The organism is Streptomyces rectiviolaceus, from assembly GCF_039533825.1.
In the GTDB taxonomy this organism is placed as follows: Bacteria; Actinomycetota; Actinomycetes; order Streptomycetales; family Streptomycetaceae; genus Streptomyces; species Streptomyces rectiviolaceus.
In genome coordinates, this window is record NZ_BAAAUG010000148.1 from 78,197 (window position 1) to 101,040 (window position 22,844).

Here is a 22,844-nt window from a genome sequence, read left to right on the forward strand (position 1 = left end):
GTTGACACCTCCAATGCCCCGCGTCATTGTCGCGCCGATGGAGATCAACGAGCTGACACCCGCCGAGCGGCGCGTCTGGGAGGCGTTTCCGTGCGGGCGGACCGTCGACTTCCGGGAGCGACCCAGGGAGGCCGCGGACCATGGCGCGGACTGGGGCGCCGAGCGGACCGTACGGGCCGAGGTACTCCAGGCGCTGCTCCTCGACGGACCCCGCCTGGAGGGGCAGACCCCGGTCCTGCGGGTCTGCGGAGCCCGTATCAGCGGGACGCTCGACCTCCTGTACGCCGATGTCGCGAGCGCGATCCACTTGTGGGCCTGCTTCTTCGACGAGTGGCCGGACCTGTACGGGGCGCGGCTGCGGCAGCTGAACCTGGGCTGGTCCGTACTGCCGGGCCTGCACGGCAACACGCTGCGGATCGACGGCTCGCTGCGGATGACCGGGTGCCGCGTCCGGGGGCCCGTCCGGCTCGGCGGCGCGAGAATCTCCGGGGCGGTCTTCCTCGACGGGGCGGAACTCGGCGAGGCCGGTGCGGAGCTCACCGAGCCCGTACTCGCGCTCAACCGCGTCACCATCGACGACGAGCTCCAGGCCGGCGGGGGCTTCACCGCGCACGGCCTTGTCCGCCTCGCGGGCGCCGTCGTCGCCGGGAGCATCACGCTCGACGACGCGGTCCTCAGTAATCCGGGCGGCACGGCCCTGCACGCGTCCAACCTCAGCGTCGGGACCGATCTGCACGCCATGCGCCTCACCGCGCACGGTCGGGTCAACCTGGCCGGTGCCCGCATCCCCGGCCAGCTCAACTTCGGGTCTGCCCGCCTCTCCAACCCGGGCGGCGTGGCCCTGCGAGCCAGTGGCGTTGTGGGGGGTGCGCTGTGGCTGCACGGGGCCCCACCCGTCGAGGGCGCCATCGCCCTGCGCGGCGGCCAACTCGGCCTCCTGTACATAGCCCCGGAGACCTGGCCGGACCGCGTACGCCTGGACGGCCTGACGTACGGCAGATTCGGCCCGCACGAGCCTGCCGAGCGCTGGCTCCAGGTCCTGGAACGGGACACCGACGGCCACGTCCCGTACGCGTACGAGCAGCTTGCCGTCGCCTATCGCAGTATCGGCGACGACGCGGCGGCCCGTACTGTCCAGCTCGCCAAACTGCGCCGCCACCGCACGACGCTGCCGTTCCACGCGAGGGCGTGGGGCCACCTTCAGGACGCCACTGTCGGCTACGGCTTCCGTCCGGGCCGCGCCGCCCTGTGGCTGCTCTCGCTGCTCCTGGTGGGTTCCGTGACGTACGCGGTGCGACAGCCCCGAGCGCTGAAGCCGGACGAGGCACCCGACTTCGACCCGGTCTTCTACACGCTCGACCTGCTGCTCCCCATCGTCGGGTTCGGCCAGGAGCAGGCGTATGCCGCACAGGGCGTGTACCAGTCGCTCTCGTACGCCTTGATCGTCATGGGCTGGACCCTGGCGACGACCATCGCGGCGGGCGTCACACGGGCGATCAGCCGACAGTAGGGGGATCGGGCACCCCGGCCACGACTGTCGGCCCCGTACGCGAGAATGGGCCCATGAGTCTGTTCCGTGATGACGGCGTCGTGCTGCGCACCCAGAAGCTGGGTGAGGCGGACCGGATCATCACGCTGCTCACCCGCAACCACGGCCGGGTCCGTGCCGTCGCCCGCGGCGTGCGGCGCACGAAGTCCAAGTTCGGGGCGAGGCTCGAACCCTTCTCCCACGTCGACGTGCAGTTCTTCGCGCGCGGCAGTGAACTCATCGGCCGCGGGCTGCCGTTGTGCACACAGAGTGAGACCATCGCTCCGTACGGTGGCGGAATCGTCACCGACTATGCGCGGTACACCGCAGGGACCGCCATGCTCGAGACCGCCGAGCGCTTCACGGACCATGAGGGCGAGCCCGCCGTGCAGCAGTATCTGCTGCTCGTGGGCGGGCTTCGGACCCTCGCCAACGGCGAGCACGAGCCGCATCTCATCCTCGACGCGTTTCTTCTCCGCTCCCTCGCCGTGAATGGTTACGCGCCCAGTTTCAGTTCCTGCGCGAAGTGCGGAATGCCCGGTCCGAACCGGTTCTTCTCCGTGGCCGCCGGCGGCTCCGTCTGCGTCGACTGCCGGGTGCCCGGCAGCGTCGTACCCTCGATGGAAGCCCTCGGCCTGCTCGGCGCGCTGCTCACCGGAGACTGGGAGACGGCGGACGCGTGCGAGGCGCGGCATGTCAGGGAGGGCAGCGGGCTTGTTTCCGCCTATCTGCACTGGCACTTGGAGCGCGGGCTCCGCTCGTTGCGGTACGTCGAGAAAACCACGTAAGCATGTAAGCGCGTCAGCACGTCAGCACGTCGCGTACAGAGAACTGCTAGGTAGGAGAGAGCCCCCCATGGCACGACGCGGAATCCTCGGACGGTCCCGCCGTGAGTACCAGGTCCCCGAGCCGCACCCCTCGGGCGCCACACCGCCGAAGATCCCCGGTGAGTTGGTGCCCAAGCACGTGGCGATCGTCATGGACGGCAACGGACGTTGGGCGAAGGACCGCGGTCTGCCGCGCACCGAGGGGCACAAGGTCGGTGCCGAGCGCGTCCTCGACGTGCTGCAGGGCGGCATCGAGATGGGCGTCGGGGCGATCTCGCTCTACGCCTTCTCCACCGAGAACTGGAAGCGTTCTCCGGACGAGGTGAAGTTCCTGATGAACTTCAACCGCGACTTCATCCGCAAGACCCGCGACCAGTTGGACGAACTCGGTATCCGGGTGCGCTGGGTGGGCCGGATGCCCAAGCTGTGGAAGTCGGTCGCCAGGGAGCTGGAGATCTCCCAGGAGCAGACCAAGGGCAACGACAAGCTCACCCTGTATTTCTGCATGAACTACGGCGGCCGCGCGGAGATCGCGGACGCCGCACAGGCGCTCGCCGAGGACGTGAAGGCGGGGCGGCTCGATCCCTCCAAGGTCAGCGAGAAGACCTTCGCGAAGTACCTGTACTACTCGGACATGCCGGACGTAGACCTCTTCCTGCGCCCGAGCGGCGAGCAGCGCACCTCCAACTACCTTCTCTGGCAGAGCGCTTACGCCGAGATGGTCTTCCAGGACGTGCTGTGGCCGGACTTCGACCGCCGCGACCTGTGGCGCGCCTGCCTCGAATACGCGTCACGCGACCGCCGCTTCGGCGGGGCGATCCCGAACGAGCAGCAGATCGCCGACAGTTAGACGGCTAGACAGCTAGACAGTTGGTCATGCGTACGTACGTGAGGGGCCCCCACCGTCAGCGCGACGGTGGGGGCCCTCACTTACGCATGGCTACTTGCTCGCGCACTCCGCGCAGGTCCCGAAGATCTCCACGGTGTGCGCCACGTTCACGTACCCGTGCTCCGATGCGATGGCCTCGGCCCACTTCTCGACCGCCGGGCCCTCGACCTCGACCGCCTTGCCGCACACCCGGCAGACCAGGTGATGGTGGTGGTCGCCGGTGGAGCAGCGGCGGTAGACCGACTCGCCCTCGTCCGTGCGCAGAACGTCGACCTCGCCGGCGTCGGCGAGGGACTGGAGCGTCCTGTAGACCGTGGTCAGGCCCACCGAATCGCCCTTGTGCTTGAGCATGTCGTGCAGGTCCTGCGCACTGCGGAACTCGTCCACCTCGCCCAGGGCCGCCGCCACAGCGGCGCGCTGCCGTGTGGATCGGCCTCGTACCGGGGGTCCCGCAGCCGTTGTCACAGGTGCCTCCTCAACTGAAAACTCGCACGATCGCCCGCACATCTGTCATATCCCGTGGGGCCATTGTGCCAGCTCGCTCTCAGGCGGTGACCTCGTCCGCCGGACGCCGGGCCTCGGGGAGGTCCTTGGAGACGTCCGCCGTGCAGGTCGTCTCAGCGGCGGCCACGGCCCGTGCCCGGCGCCTGGCCAGAGGGGTCGCGAGCGCCGTCAGGACGACGAAGACGCCGATCGCCATCAGGACGATGGTCGCTCCGGGCGGCACGTCCTGGTAGTACGACGTGGCCGTGCCGGACAGCGTCACGGCGGTGCCGATGACCACCGACAGGATGAACGTCACCTTGAACGAGCGGGTGATCTGCTGGGCCGCCGCGACCGGCACCACCATCAGCGCGCTCACCAGGAGCAGGCCCACGACGCGCATCGCGACGGTCACCGTCACGGCCGCCGTCACCGCGATCAGCAGGTTCAGCGCCCGCACCGGAAGCCCCGTGACCCGCGCGAACTCCTCGTCCTGGCTCACCGCGAACAGCTGCTTGCGCAGGCCGACCGTGACCAGGACCACAAAGGCCGCGAGCAGACAGATCGCCGTGACGTCGGAGTCCGAGACCGTCGAGAGCGAGCCGAAGAGGTACGAGGAGAGGTTCGCGTTGGAGCCGGTGTCCGAGAGGTTGATCAGCAGGACACCGCCCGCCATGCCGCCGTAGAAGAGCATCGCGAGGGCGATGTCGCCGCGCGTCTTGCCGTACGCCCTGATCAGCTCCATGGTCACCGCGCCGACGACGGCGATCAGCGTCGCCATCCACACGGGGCTGGAGTTGAGCAGGAAGCCCAGGCCGACGCCCGTCATGGCGATGTGGCCGATGCCGTCGCCCATCAGGGCCTGGCGGCGCTGGACGAGGTAGATGCCGATGGCGGGGGCCGTGATGCCGACGAGGACGGCGGCGATCAGCGCCCGCTGCATGAATTCGGTCTGGAAGATTTCCATCATCAGGTCAGCAGTCCCGTGCGGATCGACTCGTCGGCCGAGTGCGGATGTACGTGGTCGTGGCCGGGCAGCGCGTGCTGTCCGGTGGCCTTGGGCGGCGGGCCGTCGTGGGTCACGCAGCCGTCGTGCAGGACGACCGCGCGGTCGATCAGCGGCTCGAGCGCGCCGAGCTCGTGCAGCACGAGCAGGACCGTCGTACCGGCCGCGACCTGCTCGCGCAGGGTCTGCGCGAGGATCTCCTGGCTGGCCAGGTCGACGCCCGCCATGGGCTCGTCCATGATCAGAAGTTCGGGCTCGGAGGCGAGCGCGCGGGCGATGAGCACGCGCTGGTGCTGGCCGCCGGAGAGGGCGCTCACGGAGTCCTTGGCGCGGTCGGCGAGGCCGACGAGCCCGATCGCCCGGTCGACCGCCGCGCGGTCCGCCTTCGTCGTCCAGCCCAGCTTCGTCAGCTTCGTACGCGAGAGGCGGCCTGCCGACACGACCTCGCGGATGGTCGCGGGGACGCCGCTCGCGGCCGTCGTGCGCTGCGGGACGTAGCCGATGCGGGCCCACTGCCTGAAGCGCTTCAGGGGGGTTCCGAAGAGGCTTATGTCGCCGCCGGTGAGGGGGACTTGGCCGATCACGGAGCGGACGGCGGTGGACTTGCCCGAGCCGTTCGCGCCGAGCAGGGCGACGACCTCACCGCGCTTGACGGTGAGGTCGATGCCGCGCAGCACCGGGCGCGCGCCGAGGGTGGCCGTGGCCGCCCTCACGGATATGACGGGCGGGGTGGTGTCCGCTCCGGTCGCGGCCTCCGCTGACTCCGTGTCTGCCGTGGCTTCCGTGCTGGTTCCCATGGCATGCGCCTCCGATGCTTCTGGCCTTACGTTCACTTCGCGCCGAGGGCCTTCTGCAGCGCGGCGAGGTTGGACTCCATGACCCCTACGTAGTCATCGCCCTTGGACTTGTCCGTGATTCCCTCCAGGGGGTCAAGGACGTCCGTCTTGAGGTTCGCGTCGGTGGCGAGCGTCTTGGCGGTCTTGTCGCTGGCGAGGGTCTCGAAGAACACCGTGGAGACGTCGTCCTTCTTCGCGATGTCCTGGAGCTCCTTGATGCGGGCGGGGCTCGGGTCCGACTCGGGGTCGACGCCGGCGATGCCCTCCTGGTCCAGGCCGTAGCGCTCGGCGAGGTAACCGAAGGCGGAGTGCGTGGTGATGAAGGTCTTGGACTTCGTGTTCTTCAGGCCGTCCTCGAACTTCGTGTTCAGGGCGTCCAGCTTCTTGACCAGGGCCTTCGTGTTCTTCTTGTACGCCGCCGCGTGATCAGGGTCGGCCTTCTCCATCGCCTTGCCGACGCCCTCGGCGACCTCGGCGTACTTCACCGGGTCGAGCCAGATGTGCGGGTCGGTGCCGGCTTCGCCCTCGTCGTGGCCGTGCTCTTCCTCGGAGTGCTCTTCTTCGGAGTGCTCCTCGCCGCCGTGGTCGTGGCCGACCCCGGTGCCGTGCTTCTCCAGCTCGGTGAGCTCCGCGGCGTCCACGGTGTTCTTCACGCCGGACTGGCCGATGGCGTCGTCGACGGCGGGCTGGATGCCCTTGAGGTAGAGGATGAAGTCCGATTCGCCGAGCGAGGCGGTCTGCTTCGGGCTGAGCTCCAGGTCGTGCGGCTCGACGCCCGGCTTGGTCAGGGTGTCCACGGAGACGTGGTCGCCGCCGATCTCCTTGGCCAGGTACTGCATGGGGTAGAACGACGCCGTCACGTTCAGCTTGCCGTCGCCGTCCTTGTCCGCGGCGTCGGAGGACGAGCAGGCGGACAGGGCCGTGAGGCCGAGGACCGTGACGGAGGCGACGGCGGCGGTGGGTATGAGGCGACGTACGTTCATGACACTCATTTTCAACAAATCTGGAAACGATTGTCAACTAGCCGTCCGATCTGCGGTGGATCCGCGGTGGATGTGCGGTGGATGCGCGGTCGACCGGGAACCGATTTGATTAGGGGGGTAAGGCCGCCGGTAACCTGAAGCATTCGCTTCGCCCACCGTCGTAATGAAGAGAGCACCGTGGCCGCCGACAAGATCGACAGCATCGTCAGCCTGAGCAAGCGCCGTGGCTTTGTTTACCCGTGCAGTGAGATCTACGGCGGCCAGCGTGCCGCCTGGGATTACGGGCCGCTCGGCGTCGAGCTCAAGGAGAACCTCAAGCGCCAATGGTGGCGTTACATGGTCACCTCGCGCGAGGACGTCGTCGGCATCGACTCGTCGGTGATCCTGGCCACGGAGGTCTGGCAGGCCTCGGGTCACGTCGCGACGTTCTCCGACCCGTTGACCGAGTGCCTCTCCTGTCACAAGCGCCACCGCGCCGACCACCTGGAAGAGGCGTACGAGGCCAAGCACGGCCGTCCGCCCGAGAGCCTGGCCGACGTCAACTGCCCCAACTGCGGCACCAAGGGCCAGTTCACCGAGCCCAAGCAGTTCTCCGGCATGCTCGCCACGCACCTCGGCCCCACGCAGGACAGCGGCTCCGTCGCGTACCTGCGCCCGGAGACCGCGCAGGGCATCTTCACCAACTTCGCCCAGGTCCAGCAGACTTCGCGCAAGAAGCCGCCCTTCGGCATCGCGCAGATGGGCAAGTCCTTCCGCAACGAGATCACGCCCGGCAACTTCATCTTCCGGACCCGCGAGTTCGAGCAGATGGAGATGGAGTTCTTCGTCAAGCCGGGCGAGGACGAGAAGTGGCAGGAGTACTGGATGGAGCAGCGCTGGAACTGGTACACCGGCCTGGGCCTGCGCGAGGAGAACATGCGGTGGTTCGAGCACCCGAAGGAGAAGCTCTCCCACTACTCCAAGCGCACCGCTGACATCGAGTACCGCTTCCGCTTCGGCGGCAGCGAGTGGGGCGAGCTTGAGGGCGTCGCCAACCGCACGGACTACGACCTCTCCGCGCACTCCAAGGCCTCGGGCCAGGACCTGTCCTACTTCGACCAGGAGGCCGGCGAGCGCTGGACTCCGTACGTCATCGAGCCCGCGGCGGGCGTCGGCCGCACCATGCTGGCCTTCCTCCTCGACTCGTACATCGAGGACGAGGCCCCGAACGCCAAGGGCAAGCTGGAGAAGCGGACGGTCATGCGCTTCGACCACCGCATCGCCCCGGTGAAGGTCGCGGTCCTGCCGCTCTCCCGCAACCCGGAGCTGTCGCCGAAGGCCAAGGGCCTCGCCACGGCCCTGCGGCAGAACTGGAACATCGACTTCGACGACGCGGGCGCCATCGGCCGCCGCTACCGCCGACAGGACGAGATCGGCACGCCGTACTGCGTGACGGTCGACTTCGACACCCTGGACGACAACGCGGTCACGGTGCGCGAGCGCGACTCGATGAAGCAGGAGCGCGTCTCCCTCGACCAGATCGAGGGCTACCTCGCTTCCCGCCTGGTGGGCTGCTGACGCCTGGCCTCGCTGTGACGTTCGCTGAGTGAAGCTTGAAAGAAGGCCCCGGTTCCGCATAGGGAACCGGGGCCTTCTGCTGCACACTGTTCGCCATGCCTTCGATGACCACGAGCAAGGTCAGCAGATGGGACCAGCACGGGCGCGAGCATGTCGTGCACGTGCGGAAATCAGGTGTCCAGCGCCAGTTGAGCTGCGACACGTGCGGCTGGGGGAAGCGGGTGCAGTTCCTGCCGTGGCTCAAGGCGGAGGAACATCTCGCCGAGGAGCATCAGGCGACGGTGGACCCGACGATCCCTTAGGAGCCACGAAGGAGCGGGCGGCAGCAACGACTGACAGATGACAGATGACAGATATTGAAATCTGTCATCTGTCATGGCATGGTGAATGCATGCGCACTCTCACTCTCGGAACCACCGGCCCCCAGTCCTCCGCCCTCGGCCTCGGCGCCATGGGCATGTCCGCGCTCTACGGCGACGCCGACCGCACGGAGTCCATCGCCACCATCCACGCCGCCCTCGAAGCGGGCGTCACCCTCATCGACACCGGCGACTTCTACGCCATGGGCCACAACGAGATGCTGATCGGCGAAGCCCTCCGCTCGGCTCCCGCCGCGCGCCGCGAGCAGGCGCTCACCAGCGTCAAGTTCGGTGCCCTCCGCGACCCGGACGGCGGCTGGTCCGGGTACGACGGGCGGCCCTCCGCGGTCAGGAACTTCGCCGCGTACTCGCTCCAGCGGCTCGGCGTCGACCACATCGACGTCTACCGGATCGCCCGCATCGACCCCGACGTCCCCGTCGAGGAGACCGTCGGCGCCATCGCCGAACTGGTCGAGAAGGGGCACGTCCGCCACATCGGGCTCTCGGAGGTCGGCGCCGACACCATCCGTCGCGCCGCCGCCACCGCCCCCATCTCCGACGTACAGATCGAGTACTCGCTCGTCTCCCGCGGCATCGAGGAGCAGATCCTGCCGACGGTCAGCGAGCTCGGCATCGGGATCACGGCGTACGGAGTGCTCTCCCGCGGCCTCATCTCCGGCCACTTCGCCCGCGACCGCAAGCTGGCCGCGAACGACTTCCGGGCGATGAGCCCCCGCTTCCAGGGCGAGAACCTCGACCGGAACCTCGACCTCGTCGACGCCCTGCGCAAGGTCGCCGAGCAGAAGGGCGTCAGCGTCGCGCAGACGGCCATCGCCTGGGTGCTCGCGCAGGGCCCGCGGCACGACGCGGCGATCGTCCCGCTCGTCGGAGCCCGCCGCCGCGACCGTCTCACCGAGGCGCTCGGCGCCCTTGACGTGACCCTCGACGAGGCCGACCTCGCCGCGATCGAGCAGGCGGTTCCCGCGGGTGCCGCGGCCGGCGCACGCTACCCGGAGGCACAGATGGCGCACCTCGACAGCGAGCACTGATCGCCCCCAGGTACGGTCACTGTCATGGCAACCGGCACCCTGACCACTGAGCGCATCCTCGAGGCGACGGAGGAGATGCTGCGCCGCCACGGCGCGGCGAAGGCCACCGTCGTGGACGTGGCCCGCGCGCTGGGAGTCAGCCATGGCACGGTCTACCGCCACTTCCGTACGAAGGCGGAGCTGCGCGAGGCGGTCACGAAGCGGTGGCTGGACCGCACCTCGCAGGCCCTGTCCGGAATCGTCTCCGGTACCGAGGAACCCGAGGCGAAGCTGCGCCACTGGCTGGCGGGCCTGTTTGCCGCCAAGCAGCACAAGGCGGGCGACGACCCTGAACTCTTCGCCACGTACACGGTGTTGACGGGCGAGAACAGCGGAGTCGTGGACCGGCACATCGCCGACCTCACAGGCCAGCTGACCGCGATCATTCAAGAGGGCGTGACCCGGGGCGAGTTCACCGCCCCGGACCCCGCCTCCACATCGCGGGCGGTCTTCGACGCCACCAACCGCTTCCACGACCCGGCCTACGCGGGGGAGTGGTCCAAGCCCGGCATCGAACCCGCCTTCACGGCGGTCGTCGACCTGGTCCTGCGCGGCCTGCGCCGGTAAGGGTCGTCGCCGCTCCGGGATCCCCGGGTCAGCTGAACCGCCTCACGAATCCGCGCTGCCACGGCGTCTCCACCGCCCGCGGCGCATAGTGCTCCCGCACATACGCCACCGCCTCACCGCCCGGCACCCCGTCCAGCACCGCGATGCAGGCTAGTGCCGTCCCCGTACGCCCCTGTCCGCCGCCGCACGCGACCTCGACCCGCTCCGTCGCGGCCCGCTCCCACGCCTCGCGCAGGGCGGCCGCCGTCGCCTCGGGGTCGGCGGGCAGCAGGAAGTCGGGCCAGCGCAGCCACCGGGACTCCCAGGTGGTCGCGGGGGGCTCCTTGCCCAGCAGGTACAGCGCGAAGTCGGGCTCCGGGCCGTCCGGGAGCGGTCGCCGCAGGCCACGGCCGCGGATGAGCCGGCCCGACGGGAGGCGCAGTACGCCTGGTGCCGTGTGGTCCCAAGTCTCAGTCACGGGGCGAGAGTAGTGCCGGCCGGCGGGCAGGGCTCGCCCGTGCACCAGGACGTGGCGGTCGTCGTCAGGATGTCGTCGAGCCTGCCCCGGGTGCTCGTCAGGCTCCGGATCTGGGCGTCGATGCGGCTCCGCTCGGCCGCCAGGCGGTGCAGCAGCTCCGTGGTCACCTCACCGGTCTCGACGCAGGGGAGGAGTTCCACGATCGTCCTGCTGGGCAGACCCGCCGCGTACAGCTGCTGGATGAGCCCTACGCGGTCGACCGCGCCGTCCGCGTAGAGCCGTTGCCCGCTGGCGCTGCGCTCCGAGGCGAGCAGGCGCTGTTCCTCGTAGTAGCGCAGCGCCCGCACGCTCACGCCCGCCTTGGCGGCGAGTTCCCCGATGCGCACGCGTCCTCCTTCTGGCTCCCGGTCACCGCCGGGACTTGCCTCTGACGTCAACGTCAGGTTTTAGCGTAATCCACGAGCGACCAGCTCTCGTCCGTACGCACCAGGAGGCACCCCATGAACATCTCCGGTTCCACAGCTCTCGTCACCGGCGCCAACCGCGGCATGGGCCGCCACTTCGCCCAGCAGCTCCTGGAGAGGGGCGCCGCCAAGGTCTACGCGACCGCGCGCACCCCGGAGCTCGTCGACATCCCCGGAGTGGAAGTGCTGCGGCTCGACGTCACCGATCCGGCGTCCGTCGCCGCCGCGGCCCACGCCGCGCAGGACGTCACGCTGCTGATCAACAACGCCGGGACCGCGACCCGGCAGAACCTCGTGGCCGGAGACCTCGATCAGATCCGGCTCGAGATGGAGACGAACTTCTTCGGCCCGCTGAACATGATCCGCGCGTTCGCCCCGGCCCTCGCCCGCAACGGCGGCGGGGCCGTCCTCAACCTGCTCTCGGCCCTCTCCTGGACCTCGTACGACGGCGCCAACGCGTACGCCACCGCCAAGGCGGCGGCCTGGAGCCTCACCAACGGCGTCCGGCTCGAACTCATCGGCCAGGGCACCTCGGTGACGGGACTGGTCGTGGGGAGCGTCGACACCGACATGATGGCCGGGTACGACGTGGAGAAGAGCGACCCCGCCGATGTCGTACGCGCCGCACTCGACGGCGTCGAGGCCCGCGCGTTCGAGGTACTCGCCGACGAGGTCAGCATCCAGCTCAAGGCCGCGCTGAGCGCCGATCCGAGCGCGCTGTACCCGCAAGCGGTCCCTGCGGCATAGCCTCGAGCCGCTCCGCCGTCCGGCGTGCCGTCTCCCTCGCCCAGCGGCCGCTGGTCAGGGCGCCGAGGATCAGGACCGCGAGGCCGCAGCCCGCGATGATCCACCAGGCGGGGCGGCTCGCCTCGGTGAAGGTGGCGGCGTACGACGCACTTCCCACGCCGGAGGCGAGGACCGCGCCGATGACCGCGACGCCGAGCGTCTGGCCGATCTGGCGGCTGGTGGAGGCGACCGCGGAGGCCACGCCCGCCTGGGAGCGGGGCATTCCGGAGACCGCGGTGTTGGTGATGGGGGCGTTGACGAAGCCGAAGCCGAGGCCGAAGAGGACGTAACCGAGGAAGAGCGTGGCGTTCGTGGTCTCCGCGTCGAAGGCGGCGAAGAGGACCCCGGACGCCGTCATCGCGACTCCCGCGACCAGGAGCGGAAGCCGCGGGCCCCGGCTGCCGACCAGGCGGCCCGACAGCGGGGCGCAGATCAGCGTCATCGCGGCCATCGGCAGCATCCACACGCCCGCGTGCAGGGCGTTCAGGCCGCGTACGTTCTGGAGGTAGAGCGTGGAGAGGAAGAGGAAGCCGCCCAGCGCGGCGAAGGCGCAGACCGCGATGACGGTCGCCCCGCTGAACGGCGCCGAGCCGAAGAAACGCAGGTCGATGAGGGGCTCGGCGCGGCGCGGTTCGTAGGCGATGAGCCCGACGAGGGCAAGGAGCGAAGCTGCCGCGAACGTGATGATCAGCGGCGATGTCCAGCCCGCCGTGGGGGCCTCGATGATCGCGTACGTCAGGGCGCCGAGCACCACGATGACCAGGAGCTGGCCCACGGGGTCGGGGCGGCGTGGCTTGGGGGCGCGCGACTCGGGGACGTACCGGATGGTGAGGAGCAGGGCCGCGAGTCCGACCGGCAGGTTGATCCAGAAGATGGAGCGCCAGCCGACGGAGTCCACAAGGACGCCTCCCACCAGAGGGCCCGCCGCCATGGAGATGCCGACCACCCCGCCCCAGACGCCGATGGCGCGGGCCCGCTCGCGGGGCTCGGTGAAGGTGTTGGTGATGATCGACATCGCGACCGGGTTGAGCATGGAGCCGCCGACCGCCTGGAGCATGCGGAAGCCCACGAGGGATTCCAGGTTGGGCGCGAGGGAACAGGCCACCGAGGCGATGGTGAAGATCACCAGGCCCACCTTGAAGATCTTCTGCCGTCCCACGCGGTCCGCCGTCGACCCCGCGAGCATGAGGAGCACGGCGAGTACGAGGGTGTAGGCGTCGATCGTCCACTGCATGCCCGAGATGCTCGTGTCGAACTCCCGCGCCATGCTGGGCAGCGCGACGTTCAGGACGGTGTTGTCGAGGCTGACGATGAGCAGGCTCATGCAGCAGATCGCGAGGACGAGCATGCGCCGGCGGTGCGTGAGCTCTGGTTCGGGCATGGTTTCGACGGTATCTCGGTCGGCTGTATGTCGCGTTCGTGGGCCGTACTTGCCTGGGCCGCCCCGTCGCACCCCCTGCCCTCAGCCGAGCCTGCGCGGCAGCCGCAGGCTCAGCAGCGCGAGGCCGATGAGCCCGGTCAGTTGCGCCGCCAGCACGATCGCGAACGCGTTCCGCATTCCCAGGCCCGGCACCAGGGCCAGGAAGAGCGAGCCGAGGGTGGCGACGCCGATGGCCAGGCAGGACTGCTGGACCGTCGCCGCGAGACCGCTGCCCGCGCCCGCCCGCTCGGCCGGCACCGCGGCGAGCACGATGCGGTAGTAGAGGGCGAGCTGCACCCCCTGGCCGAGACCGCACAGGGCGAGGCCGGGGGCGAGGACGAGCGGGCTCAGGGCCGACCACGGCGTCCACAGCACCGTCAGCGCGAGGATCGCGAGGCCGGAGGCGTGCACCAGCGCGCACAGCGTCAGCGCGCGGCTGCCGAGCCGCGTCACCAGGCGCGGGGCGAGCATCGACGCCGCGAACTGCGCGACACCCATGGGGATCAGGGTCAGACCGGACTTCAACGGGCTGAAGCCCAGCCACTGCTGGAGCGTCACCGCGCTGACGAACATCCATCCTGCGAAGCCGGTGAAGATGGGCAGGCCGATGGTGAGACCCCTGCGTACGCCGGGTTCGCGCAACAGCGACGGAGGCAGCAGCGGGCTGCCGCCGGTGCGTTCCGCGCGCAGCTCGACGCGGGCGAAGGCCCAGGCGATGAACGGCGATGCGATCAGGGAAAGCACCGACCACAAGGGCCAGCCCGCTGCCCTTCCCTCGGTCAGGGGCAGCAGCAGCGCGATCAGGGACGCGGCGAGCAGGAGCGTGCCGCCGATGTCGCTGCGGGTGGGCTGCTCGGCGCGGCTGTCCGGCACGGAGCGCACCGCGCAGAGCAGGGCGGCGACCGCGACGGGCGCGTTCACCAGGAACACCGCGCGCCAGCCGGTGCCCGCCAGGTCGGCGGAGACCAGGACACCGCCGAGCACCTGGCCGAGGACGATGGAGATGCCGCCCACCGAGCCGTAGAGGGCGACCGCCTTCGTCCGCCGCTCACCCCGCGTCGTCGCGTGGATGGTGGCGAGGACCTGCGGCAGCATCAGCGCGGAGGCCGCGCCCTGCGCGACGCGCGCCCCGACCAGCCACCAGGCTCCGGGCGCGAGCCCGCAGGCCAGCGAGGTCACCCCGAAGGCGGCGACGCCCCAGAGGAAGAGCCTGCGGCGGCCGAAGGTGTCGCCGAGCCGCCCGCCGAGCACGAGCAGCACGGCGTACGCGACGGCGTAGCCCGCGACGACCATCTCCAGGGTGGCGGGGGACGCGTGCAGGTCGTGTTCGATGCTGGGCAGGGCGACGTTGACGATGAAGAAGTCGATCATCGGGAGCGCGGCGCCGAGCAGGATGGTGACGAGGCCGAGCGGGGTGAGGGCGGGGGAGGCCGGGTGCCCGGTGCCGGTGGTGGACGGGGTGGTGGGCTTGAGGACGTGGGCTGTGGAGTTCGTGAGGTTCACGAGTACGACGGTCGTCGAACCTCCAGCCTGGTACCAGAGTCTGTTTATCCTGGTACCTGTACTACCTGGAAACAGGATCACCGGGCGGGCAAGCTGGTCCCATGGACAGTCTCATGGACACCGCGGCCCCGGCACAGCCCGACCGTATCCGCCGCAGTGAGCTCGCCGACTTCCTGCGCAGCCGCCGCGAGCGCATCACCCCCGAGCAGGCGGGCCTGCCGCGCGGCCCGCGCCGCCGCACGCCGGGCCTGCGCCGCGAGGAGGTCGCGCACCTCTCCACGGTCGGCGTCACCTGGTACACGTGGCTCGAGCAGGGCCGCGCCATCCATGTCTCGGCCCAAGTCCTGGACGCGCTGTGCCGTGCCCTGATGCTGGACGCCGGTGAGCGGGCCCACCTCTTCCAGCTCGCGGGCACCGCCGACCCCTCACCGGCCGCCGAGATCGCGTCGGTACCGCAGGGCCTGCTGCGGATCGTCACCCAGCTCGAGCCGTACCCGGCGTGCGTGCAGAACTCCCGCTACGACGTCCTCGCCTACAACGCGACGTACGGAAATCTCCTCACCGACCTCGACGTGCTGCCGCCCGAGGACCGCAACTGCATGTGGCTGACCTTCACGCACCCCGCCTGGCAGGCCGCCATGGAGGACCGCGAGGAGACGATGCGCCGGATGGTCGCGAGATTCCGGGCGCGGATGGCCGGGCATCTCGCGGACCCGGCGTGGAAGACGCTGCTCAGGAGGATGCGCAAGGCCTCGCCGGTGTTCTGCGAGCTGTGGGAGCGGCACGAGGTGCTGCAGGCGGTGGACCAGTCGAAACGGTTCAACAATTCCCTCGTGGGCCCGCTGCACTTCACGTACCACGGGCTGTGGCTCGGCCCGGCCGAGGGCCCGCGCCTGGGTACGTACGTCCCGGCGGACGCGCGCTCGCAGGCGGCCACGGAGGAGCTGCACCGCCTGGTGAAGGCCGGGCGCGTGGGCAGTCGCGCGGATGAGGGACAATAAGAGGTCTGCCCTCGCTTTCCCGCGCCCGTTTCCCGAAAGCGCCCGGCAGCTCAGCACCGACCAGTTCGCCCCGGAGGAACCCCGCGCCATGGAGCCCCAGCTTCAGATCGGCCCGCACGCCGTGCGGCCGCCCGTCGTGCTCGCCCCCATGGCGGGCATCACGAACGCGCCGTTCCGGACGCTGTGCCGGGAGTTCAGCGGGGGCAAGGGCCTCTTCGTCAGCGAGATGATCACGACGCGGGCGCTGGTCGAGCGCAACGAGAAGACGATGCAGCTGATCCACTTCGACGAGACGGAAAAGCCTCGCTCGATCCAGCTGTACGGCGTCGACCCCGCGACGGTCGGCAAGGCGGTCCGCATGATCGCCGAGGAGGACCTCGCCGACCACATCGACCTGAACTTCGGCTGCCCCGTCCCCAAGGTCACCCGCAAGGGCGGCGGCTCCGCGCTCCCGTACAAGAGGCCCCTGCTCCGGGCGATCCTCCGTGAGGCCGTCAGCGGCGCCGGGGACCTGCCCGTCACGATGAAGATGCGCAAGGGTATCAACGACGAGCACATCACCTTCCTCGACGCGGGCCGCATCGCAGTCGAGGAAGGCGTCACGGCGATCGCCCTGCACGGCCGCACCGCCGCCCAGCACTACGGCGGCACCGCCGACTGGGACGCCATCGCCCGCCTCAAGGAGCACGTCCCGGAGATCCCGGTGCTCGGCAACGGCGACATCTGGTCGGCGGCCGACGCGGTCCGCATGATGAAGGAGACCGGCTGCGACGGAGTCGTCGTCGGCCGCGGCTGCCTCGGCCGCCCCTGGCTCTTCGGCGACCTGGTGGCCGCCTTCGAGGGCACGGGCGCGCCCAAGGCCCCGGACCTGCGCGAGGTCGCCGCCGTCATGCTGCGGCACGCGACCCTCCTCGGCGAGTGGATCGGCGACGAGGCGCGCGGTGTCATCGACTTCCGCAAGCACGTCGCCTGGTACCTGAAAGGCTTCGCGGTCGGCTCGGAGATGCGCAAGCGCCTCGCGATCACGTCATCCCTGGCCGAACTCGAGGACGGTCTGGGCGAGTTGGACCTCGACCAGGCGTGGCCGACGGGAGCGGACGGTCCGCGAGGCCGCACGTCGGGCAACAATCGAGTCGTCCTGCCGGACGGCTGGCTGAAGGACCCCTACGACTGCGCGGGCATCAGCGAGGACGCGGAACTGGACACTTCCGGCGGCTGAGCTCAGGCCAGTGTCACGGTGACCGGCAGCTCCTTGATCCCGTTCACGAAGTTCGACCGCACCCGCCGGACTTCACCACTCACCCGAATGTCCGCGAGCCGGGGCAGCAGCTCCTCGAACATGATCCGCATCTCCAGGCGGGCCAGGGAGTTGCCCAGGCAGAAGTGCGGGCTGCCCTTGCCGAAGGTGACGTGGTCGATGTTCTCGCGGGTCACGTCGAAGCGGTACGGATCCGGGAAGACATCCGCGTCGCGATTCCCCGATGCGAACCACAGCACCACCTTGTCGCCCTCCCTGATCAGCTTGCCGCCAAGATCCACGTCACGGGTCGCCGTCCGCCGGAAGTGGTAGACGGGCGAGGCCCAGCGCAGGCACTCCTCGACGCCGCCCGGTATGAGCGAGGGATCGGCGACCAGCTTCGCGCGCTCATCAGGGTGATTGATCAGCGCAAGCATGGAGTGCGAAATGGCGTGCCGGGTGGTCTCGTTGCCCGCGACCACGAGCAGCAGGAAGTAGTTGTCGAAGTCGGTGCCGGAGAGCGGGACACCGTCCTTGGGCGAGTTGTTGACCAGCGTACTCACGAGGTCGGTGCCGTCACCGCCGCGCCGTTTCGCGGCCAACTTCCTTCCGTACTCGAAGACTTCGAGCGCGGCAGGTGAACGGAACGGCAGATCGCGATACTGCTCGCTCTCCGCACTCTCCAGGAGCACGTCGGCGTAGTCGGGATCCGTGTTGCCGATGATGCGGTTGCCCCAGTCGATGAGCTGCTGGGTGTCCTCCTCGGGGACGTCGAGCATCCGCGCGAGCACGTTGATGGGGAAGTCCGCCGAGATCTCCTTCACGAAGTCGAAGGTCCCCTTGGGGAGCGCCGCGTCGAGGGTGCGGGCGGTGAGTCCGCGCAGAAATGTCTCGTACGTCGCCACCGCGCGCGGCGTGAACTGCTTCTGCAGGATCAGCCGCATCGCGCGGTGCCGCATGCCGTCGGTCTCCAGAAGGGACCGGCGCAGAGCGATGTGATCCTCATCGACCTCTTCGAGGTTGGTGAACCGCATCGAGGTGAACGTCTCCGGGTCGCGGTCCACGCGCACGATGTCCGCGTGCCGGGTGACCGCCCAGAAACCGGAGTTGGGCGCGGGCTCGGGCTGCCAGTGGACGGGGTCCTCCCGGCGCAGCACGTCGAACATCCGCCAGGGCAGCGAGCCGTCGGTGAACTTGTCGTTGTCGGCGAGGTCGACGTCGGACAGGGCGAGGGCGGCGGGCCCCGTGACGGTACTCATGGAACGCACTCCTTCTAGGGATCTCACGGTCTCACCGGACCTCATGGCGGACGGGCGGGCGCGGTCAGATGAGGAAGGCGTACTCCGTGAACTCCCACTCGGTGACGTGCTGTTGGAAGCGCTCGATCTCATTGCGCTTGTACGTGAGGAAGGCGTCGGTGAACTCCGTGCCCAGGAGCCCGGTCAGCGCCTCGTCGGCCGCCAGGGCGTCGAGCGCGGCGCCGAGTGTGCCGGGCAGGCGGGGCGCGGAGTCCTCCTGGTAGCCGTAGCCCTCCAGCGGGGCAGGCGGCTCCGACTTGTCGCGGATGCCGAGGAGAAGCGCGGCGACGGCCCCCGCCATGACGAGATAGGGATTGGCGGAAGCGTCGCCGAGCCGCAGCTCGACCCGCGTCCCGGCCCCCCTCTCGGGCGGAATCCGGAGCATGGCGCTGCGGTTGTCGAGACCCCAGTCGATCAGCCAGGGGGCGAGGGTGTCGGGGCCGAACCGCTTGTACGAGTTGATGGTCGGGTTGAGCAGGGCGCTGAGGGCGGGCGCGTGCCGCAGGAGACCGGCGATGGCGTGCCTGGCGGTCGCGGAGAGACCGTCGGGGGCGCCCGCGTCCTCGAACACGTTGCGCCCTGCGCCGTCGACCAGCGAGACATGCAGATGGAAGCCGGAGCCGCCGAGTCCGTTGAACGGCTTGGCCATGAAGGTCGCGAGCCGCCCCTCGCGACGGGCCGTCTCCTTGACGGCGGCCTTGAAGCGGAAGGCGCGGTCGGCGGCGTCCAGGGCGTCGGAGTGGCCGAGGTTGATCTCGAACTGCCCGCCGTCGAACTCGTGGTTGCCCGCGATGACGCCGATGCCGAGCTGGTCCAGTGAGCGCAGGGTGCGCAGGAGATGACCGTCCGGGTCACCGCGCCGGCCCGCGCTGTATACGTTGCCGGTGGCGCCGCCGTACACGGACCACCCGGAGGGGGCGGCGGGGTCGGCCTCGCACAGGAAGTATTCGAGCTCGGGCCCGACGACCGGGGTGACGGCACCCCCGGCATGCTCTTCAACTCCCCCAAGTACCCGCCGCAGCAGGGCGCGTGGCGATTCGGCGACGGGCTCGCCGGTGGCGGGATCGAAGGTGTCCCCGAGGCACCAGGCGACGCCGGGCTCCCAGGGCAGCGCCTGGAGGGTGGAGAGGTCGGGCCGTACGGAGACGTCGGGAAGCCCTGCGTCGAGCCCGCCCGCGACTGGAACGACGTCGCCCTGGGGGCTGGTGTGGTAGACGGCGCGGCAGAAGGAGAGCCCGTGAGCGCAGGCGCTCGGCAGGTGCCCTACGAGGATGTCCCGGCCTCGGTCGGCCCCGATGAGGTCGGGATAGATGACGCGGACCACGTCGGTCCCTTGGGAGCGCAGTGCGTCAACCGTTTCTGCGACGTGGGGGGCCTGTGGCTGCGGTGTTGCGCTCGCTTCGCTCACCCGTGGTCCAGCCTTTCTGCGGGGCGGATCGGGCCTATCGTTTGAGACCAAACGATAGAAACCTACGAGGAGCCGCGCAAGCCCTACGGGTGTTTCCCCGAAGCAACTCCCCTCGCCCTGCCTGGCCTTGCCCCCGCAGGAGCCCCCGTGGCCTCCCCAGCCCGACCAGGCCTCCCCACCCACCCACCCGATCACCCCGCAGCGCCTCCTTCCCGAACAGGCCTCCCCACCCACCCGCCCGATCACCCCGCAGCGCCTCCTGACCGAACAGGCCTTCCCGCCCACCCGCCCGTTTGCCCCGGGGTGTCAGGGGGTGGGTGGGGGCGTGGCTTGGTTGGGGGGGGGGAATGTGCAGGGGGCGGGCGCGGAGGGGCGCCCCCCGCGTACTCGTGGGCGGGGGAGGGGTCGGCCCGCCCCCACGCACTCGCAGTCGGCATCGAGACACGAGGGGACGTGCCGGTATGTCTGCCCGGAGCACGGTTCGCGGCGCTCCGGTGCCGAAGTGCCCAGGCGGCCACCGGACGATAGCGAGGACGGACATACCGGCGCGGCCCCGCCCCCAAGCCGGAGCAGGTCCGCGGTCACCGGACGATAGCGAGGGTGGAGATATCGGCGCGGCACCCCGCCCCACGGCCGGCGGCCGCGGTCCCGTAGCGCCCCCGGCGCGAGAGGCTTAACGTACGGATCCAAACGAATGCACCGGCGCCTCCGAAGGAGCCTACTCATGGCCGGAGTTCAAGGATTCTTCCCGCCCAAGACGGCGACGGGCCGCTCCTCCCTCATCCCGGCCCCACCCTGGCACTACTCGGGCGACCTCCTCACCGTCGAGTACCGCACCGACCCCGCCCGAGTCCGCGAACTCCTCCCCGCACCCCTCGACTTGGCGGCAGACGACCCCGGCGCGGTCGCCCTCATCTGGGCCGACTGGCAGTCCTGCGGGGACTCCAAGGCGGAGCTGCTCGACCCGGTGCGGTCCCAGTACAAGGAGTGCTTCGCCGTGGTGCGCTGCGACCACCGCGGCCACACCTACTCGCGCTGCGTCTACATCTGGGTCGACAAGGACTTCGCCATAGCCCGCGGCAACCACCAGGGCTACCCCAAGAAGCTCGGCTCGATCCACCTGACCCGCCCGCACCCCTTCGGCCCCGCCCCCCGCATCGAGGCGGGCGCCGCCTTCGGTGCCACTCTCGCCGCCGCCGACCGTCGCCTCGCCCAGGCCGTGGTCACCCTGCGCGAACCCTCCGAGACGAACGGCTTCGTCAACGCCCACCCCATGGCCCACCACCGCCAACTCCCCGCCATAGAGGGGAAGGGGCTGGCGCTCGACGAGCTCATCGCATCCGGTGCCGCTTCCTTCGAGGGCGGTCAGGCCTGGTCGGGCGAGGCGGAGCTGGACCTTTTCGAGGCACCCACGGAAGAGCTGGCAGCGCTGACGATCGAGGAGCCGATCGGCGCGTACTACCGCCAGGTGGGGGTGACTTGGAACGGCGGCACGCTGCTGGAGAGGGGCCTGTAGGGCAACGGACCGCGTTATCGTTTGAGCCCGTACGAAATGCGAGTGGCGCTGAAGGTACGGACACGCATGTGCCCCGGCAAGAGCTCTTGGGAGACTTGACGGTGGGCGCGCAGGCGCCACCGGCATCACCGGCATCACCGGCATCACCGGCACCACCGGCACCACCGGCACCACAGGAACGAGGAGACACGGACGTGACGGGCTACCGCTCCATCCGCGAGACCGAGAAGGCGGTCCGGGCCAAGCTCGGCGGCACCCCCCTCAAGTACGAGCAGATGGCCGCCGTCTCGAACATCTACCGCGCGGCGTCGGCCGTCCGGCAGCACTTCGAGAACTCCGTGCTGCGCGGGGCCGAGCTGACGTGGACGTCGTTCGTGGTGCTGTACGTGGTCTGGATCTGGGGCGAGATGGAGACGCGGTACGTCGCCGAGGAGGCCGGCATCTCCAAGGGCACGCTGACCGGGGTCGCCCGGACGCTGGCGGGCCGGGGCCTGCTGGAGCGGAGGAGCCACCCGGACGACGGGCGCCTCGCCCTGCTGCGGCTCACCGGGGAGGGGGAGCGGCTGATGGAAGAGGTGTTCCCCGCCTTCAACGCGGAGGAGGCGTTTGTCGCCGACGGGTTGACGGACGAGGAGTGCCGGACGCTGGCGGACCTCCTCCGGAAGATCGTGGTGCAGACGGAGGAGAAGGGGGACGAGCGGAGGCTGGAGCTGCTCGACGGGGCGGATCCGACGCCTCGCCGAAGCGGCAGGCGGGCCAAGGGGTAGACCCGCCCGAGCCGAAGCGGCAGGCGGGCCAAGGGGTAGACCCGCCCGAGCCGAAGCCCCGCGCACCGCCGCGACTGGCTCCGCCGAGTCCGCCCTCAGACTCCCCGCGCCGCTTCGCCATGGCCAGGCCCCGGCTCTGCCGGTCGTTGCGGACCACCTACGGGATCTTGAGGCCATGAGCAGCCCATGGCAGGCTCATGCCGCATGATCGATGAATTCGCGAAAGACAACCTGCACGGGAGACTGCGGCGGGACCGCAAGGCGCTGCTCTGGAAACTCGACGGCTTGTCCGAATATGACGCCCGCCGGCCTTTGACGGCGACCGGGACCAACCTCCTCGGCCTGGTCAAACACGTGGCCACCGTTGAGGCCAGGTACTTCGGCGAGGTCTTCGACCGCCCTTCTCCCGAACCGCTGTGCCGGTGGCAGGACTACAACGGCAACGATCAGTGGGCGACCGAGGACGAGACCCGCGATCAGATCGTCGGGTTCTACCGGCGCACGTGGGAACACTCGGACGCGACGATCAACGAGCTTCCCCTCGACGCCCCCGGCCACGTGCCGTGGTGGCCGGAGCCTGGTCCCAACACGAACCTGTTCGCCGTCATGGTCCACGTCCTCGGCGAGTCCAACCGGCATGCCGGGCACGCCGACATCCTGCGCGAGGGCCTCGACGGCCGGACCGGGGTGCGCCCCGAATACGAGCAGCAGATCGACGAGGAAGCGCGTGCGGCCTACTGCGCGAAGATCGAGCAGGCCGCCAGGTCGGCCGCACCGATCAAGGCTTAGATGTGGTGTCTCGGGACCTTGGTTACCCGAAGTCCTCGAAGGTGAGCTGCTGCGGGATGTCCGCGAGTGGTTCGG

23 protein-coding genes are annotated in these 22,844 nt (G+C 69.8%); 13 read left to right on the top strand and 10 right to left on the bottom strand.

Annotated elements, in window-relative coordinates:
* Positions 1-37 precede the first annotated feature (37 nt).
* The 3 genes from ABD378_RS34260 to ABD378_RS34270 all read left to right on the top strand — a co-directional run bounded on the left by ABD378_RS34260 (position 38) and on the right by ABD378_RS34270 (position 3,205).
* The gene (locus tag ABD378_RS34260) at positions 38-1,510 is read left to right on the top strand and encodes a translocation/assembly module TamB domain-containing protein (protein ID WP_344527439.1); all 1,473 of its coding nucleotides are present in this window, start codon (positions 38-40) and stop codon (positions 1,508-1,510) included.
* Between the two features lie 53 nt (positions 1,511-1,563).
* A complete protein-coding gene (gene recO / locus ABD378_RS34265) occupies positions 1,564-2,316 on the top strand; it encodes a DNA repair protein RecO (protein WP_344527441.1) in 753 nt (250 codons plus the stop codon).
* A 67-nt stretch (positions 2,317-2,383) separates the two neighbouring features.
* Positions 2,384-3,205, top strand: coding sequence for an isoprenyl transferase (locus ABD378_RS34270; protein ID WP_344527443.1), 822 nt, complete (start codon positions 2,384-2,386; stop codon positions 3,203-3,205).
* 90 nt (positions 3,206-3,295) lie between these two features.
* Here ABD378_RS34270 and ABD378_RS34275 read toward each other — a convergent pair whose 3' ends face one another.
* From ABD378_RS34275 to ABD378_RS34290, 4 genes are read right to left on the bottom strand one after another with little or no spacing between them, the layout of a single operon-like run.
* The gene (locus ABD378_RS34275) at positions 3,296-3,751 is read right to left on the bottom strand and encodes a Fur family transcriptional regulator (RefSeq protein ID WP_344527445.1); all 456 of its coding nucleotides are present in this window, start codon (positions 3,749-3,751) and stop codon (positions 3,296-3,298) included.
* A 37-nt stretch (positions 3,752-3,788) separates the two neighbouring features.
* Positions 3,789-4,694, bottom strand: a complete 906-nt coding sequence (locus tag ABD378_RS34280; protein WP_386546810.1) for a metal ABC transporter permease — start codon at positions 4,692-4,694, stop codon at positions 3,789-3,791.
* A gap of 2 nt (positions 4,695-4,696) precedes the next feature.
* The gene (locus tag ABD378_RS34285; RefSeq protein ID WP_344527449.1) at positions 4,697-5,530 is read right to left on the bottom strand and encodes a metal ABC transporter ATP-binding protein; all 834 of its coding nucleotides are present in this window, start codon (positions 5,528-5,530) and stop codon (positions 4,697-4,699) included.
* Between the two features lie 32 nt (positions 5,531-5,562).
* Positions 5,563-6,552, bottom strand: coding sequence for a metal ABC transporter substrate-binding protein (locus ABD378_RS34290; RefSeq protein WP_344527451.1), 990 nt, complete (start codon positions 6,550-6,552; stop codon positions 5,563-5,565).
* 177 nt (positions 6,553-6,729) lie between these two features.
* Here ABD378_RS34290 and ABD378_RS34295 point away from each other — a divergent pair, with 177 nt between their 5' ends.
* From ABD378_RS34295 to ABD378_RS34310, 4 genes are all read left to right on the top strand, one after another.
* Positions 6,730-8,109, top strand: coding sequence for a glycine--tRNA ligase (locus ABD378_RS34295; RefSeq protein WP_344527453.1), 1,380 nt, complete (start codon positions 6,730-6,732; stop codon positions 8,107-8,109).
* Positions 8,110-8,204: 95 nt separating this feature from the next.
* Positions 8,205-8,411, top strand: coding sequence for a hypothetical protein (locus tag ABD378_RS34300; RefSeq protein ID WP_344527455.1), 207 nt, complete (start codon positions 8,205-8,207; stop codon positions 8,409-8,411).
* Positions 8,412-8,500: 89 nt separating this feature from the next.
* Complete coding sequence (locus ABD378_RS34305; protein ID WP_344527457.1) at positions 8,501-9,517, top strand: aldo/keto reductase; 1,017 nt, start codon at positions 8,501-8,503, stop codon at positions 9,515-9,517.
* Positions 9,518-9,541: 24 nt separating this feature from the next.
* On the top strand, positions 9,542-10,123 hold the full coding sequence (locus tag ABD378_RS34310) for a TetR/AcrR family transcriptional regulator (RefSeq protein WP_344527459.1): 582 nt from the start codon (positions 9,542-9,544) through the stop codon (positions 10,121-10,123).
* 28 nt (positions 10,124-10,151) lie between these two features.
* On the opposite strand, the gene ABD378_RS34315 is transcribed toward ABD378_RS34310, so the two are convergent.
* Positions 10,152-10,580: a protein-tyrosine phosphatase family protein gene (locus ABD378_RS34315; protein WP_344527461.1), complete on the bottom strand. Its 429-nt coding sequence runs from the start codon at positions 10,578-10,580 to the stop codon at positions 10,152-10,154.
* Complete coding sequence (locus ABD378_RS34320; protein WP_344527463.1) at positions 10,577-10,966, bottom strand: MerR family transcriptional regulator; 390 nt, start codon at positions 10,964-10,966, stop codon at positions 10,577-10,579. The genes ABD378_RS34315 and ABD378_RS34320 overlap by 4 nt, the downstream gene beginning before the upstream one ends.
* Positions 10,967-11,080: 114 nt before the next feature.
* On the opposite strand from ABD378_RS34320, the gene ABD378_RS34325 reads away from it, so the two are divergent.
* Positions 11,081-11,791, top strand: a complete 711-nt coding sequence (locus ABD378_RS34325; protein WP_344527465.1) for an SDR family oxidoreductase — start codon at positions 11,081-11,083, stop codon at positions 11,789-11,791.
* Here ABD378_RS34325 and ABD378_RS34330 read toward each other — a convergent pair.
* Positions 11,730-13,211 (bottom strand): MFS transporter, encoded by a 1,482-nt coding sequence (locus tag ABD378_RS34330; protein WP_344527468.1) that lies wholly within the window; start codon positions 13,209-13,211, stop codon positions 11,730-11,732. The two genes, ABD378_RS34325 and ABD378_RS34330, sit on opposite strands and share 62 nt — an antisense overlap.
* Positions 13,212-13,292: 81 nt before the next feature.
* Entirely contained in the window at positions 13,293-14,753 is a 1,461-nt protein-coding gene (locus ABD378_RS34335) for an MFS transporter (RefSeq protein WP_344527470.1), read from the bottom strand.
* A gap of 101 nt (positions 14,754-14,854) precedes the next feature.
* On the opposite strand from ABD378_RS34335, the gene ABD378_RS34340 reads away from it, so the two are divergent.
* On the top strand, positions 14,855-15,754 hold the full coding sequence (locus tag ABD378_RS34340) for a helix-turn-helix transcriptional regulator (RefSeq protein WP_344527472.1): 900 nt from the start codon (positions 14,855-14,857) through the stop codon (positions 15,752-15,754).
* 88 nt (positions 15,755-15,842) lie between these two features.
* Entirely contained in the window at positions 15,843-16,973 is a 1,131-nt protein-coding gene (gene dusB / locus ABD378_RS34345) for a tRNA dihydrouridine synthase DusB (RefSeq protein WP_344527474.1), read from the top strand.
* A 2-nt stretch (positions 16,974-16,975) separates the two neighbouring features.
* Here the strand turns inward: dusB and ABD378_RS34350 are convergent, their stop codons facing one another.
* Both ABD378_RS34350 and ABD378_RS34355 read right to left on the bottom strand, forming a co-directional pair.
* Positions 16,976-18,250: a cytochrome P450 gene (locus ABD378_RS34350; RefSeq protein ID WP_344527477.1), complete on the bottom strand. Its 1,275-nt coding sequence runs from the start codon at positions 18,248-18,250 to the stop codon at positions 16,976-16,978.
* 64 nt (positions 18,251-18,314) lie between these two features.
* Positions 18,315-19,613 carry a glutamine synthetase family protein gene (locus ABD378_RS34355; RefSeq protein ID WP_344527479.1) on the bottom strand — a complete coding sequence of 433 codons (1,299 nt, stop codon included), beginning with the start codon at positions 19,611-19,613 and terminating at the stop codon, positions 18,315-18,317.
* Between the two features lie 808 nt (positions 19,614-20,421).
* Here ABD378_RS34355 and ABD378_RS34360 point away from each other — a divergent pair.
* From ABD378_RS34360 to ABD378_RS34370, 3 genes are all read left to right on the top strand, one after another.
* The gene (locus ABD378_RS34360; RefSeq protein ID WP_344527481.1) at positions 20,422-21,213 is read left to right on the top strand and encodes an acetoacetate decarboxylase family protein; all 792 of its coding nucleotides are present in this window, start codon (positions 20,422-20,424) and stop codon (positions 21,211-21,213) included.
* Between the two features lie 194 nt (positions 21,214-21,407).
* The gene (locus ABD378_RS34365) at positions 21,408-21,980 is read left to right on the top strand and encodes a MarR family winged helix-turn-helix transcriptional regulator (RefSeq protein ID WP_344527483.1); all 573 of its coding nucleotides are present in this window, start codon (positions 21,408-21,410) and stop codon (positions 21,978-21,980) included.
* A gap of 204 nt (positions 21,981-22,184) precedes the next feature.
* Positions 22,185-22,769: a DinB family protein gene (locus ABD378_RS34370; protein ID WP_344527485.1), complete on the top strand. Its 585-nt coding sequence runs from the start codon at positions 22,185-22,187 to the stop codon at positions 22,767-22,769.
* Positions 22,770-22,844: the final 75 nt, after the last annotated feature.